Below are 793 nucleotides of genomic sequence, written 5' to 3'. Positions count from 1 at the left end.
CAGAAGTCATTAGCTTAACCTTCGGGATGGCGATGACCACGGTGTGGTTCATGACTGGGGTGAAGTCGTAACAAGGTAGCCCTAGGGGAACCTGGGGCTGGATCACCTCCTTACGTAAAGAGACACATTAACAAGCCTAACGGCCAGGTTAATTACTTTGGTAATTAATTTGCTAGTGTTTACACAGATTGTTTGATTAGACTGATTAGAAAGCAAAGTAGTTTCCGGGTCCCCATCGTCTAGAGGCCTAGGACACCGCCCTTTCACGGCGGTAACAGGGGTTCAAATCCCCTTGGGGATACCAACTACACTTTTACTAAAGATACTCAATAAGCAAAGTGATGTTTATTAAGTGTTTTTAACACTGCTCTTTAACAATTAGGAAAGCTGATAAATGTTCTTATTTATCACACAAATACAATGACTTGTATTGTTTACAATATAAGTTGATTGGTGTGATAGATATAAACGAAATTGTTCTCGTATAACTAAACTTCGGTTTAATTATACGTAATCAAGCAAAATAAAAAGCACATATTATCTTCGGGTAATATGAGTACGTATCTACTCAGTTAATTTATTAATTGATAGGTGCACGAAAAACGATTGTTTTTCATATGTAAATATGAGTCACAAGCGTCTTGGAAACAACATGCAATAGTTAAACGTGTTTAGACACTGTTTAGGTGTTGTATGGTTAAGTGAATAAGCGTGCACGGTGGATGCCTAGGCAATTAGAGGCGATGAAGGACGTGGTAATCTGCGATAAGTCCAGGGGAGTTGATAACAAGCG

At 39.0% G+C, this 793-nt stretch carries 1 tRNA gene and 2 rRNA genes; all 3 read left to right on the top strand.

The features are described 5' to 3' along the window. Positions 1–113, top strand: a 16S ribosomal RNA gene (locus E2R67_RS16420); the annotation flags it as partial. 115 nt (positions 114–228) lie between these two features. Further along, positions 229–304: transfer RNA gene (locus tag E2R67_RS16415), tRNA-Glu, on the top strand. Between the two features lie 391 nt (positions 305–695). Further along, positions 696–793, top strand: a 23S ribosomal RNA gene (locus E2R67_RS16410); the annotation flags it as partial.

Origin of the sequence: Psychromonas algicola, assembly GCF_004378355.1 — a bacterium.
GTDB lineage: Bacteria > Pseudomonadota > Gammaproteobacteria > Enterobacterales > Psychromonadaceae > Psychromonas.
Note: the sequence above shows the minus strand (reverse complement) of the source record. Positions and strands in the feature narration are given on the sequence as shown.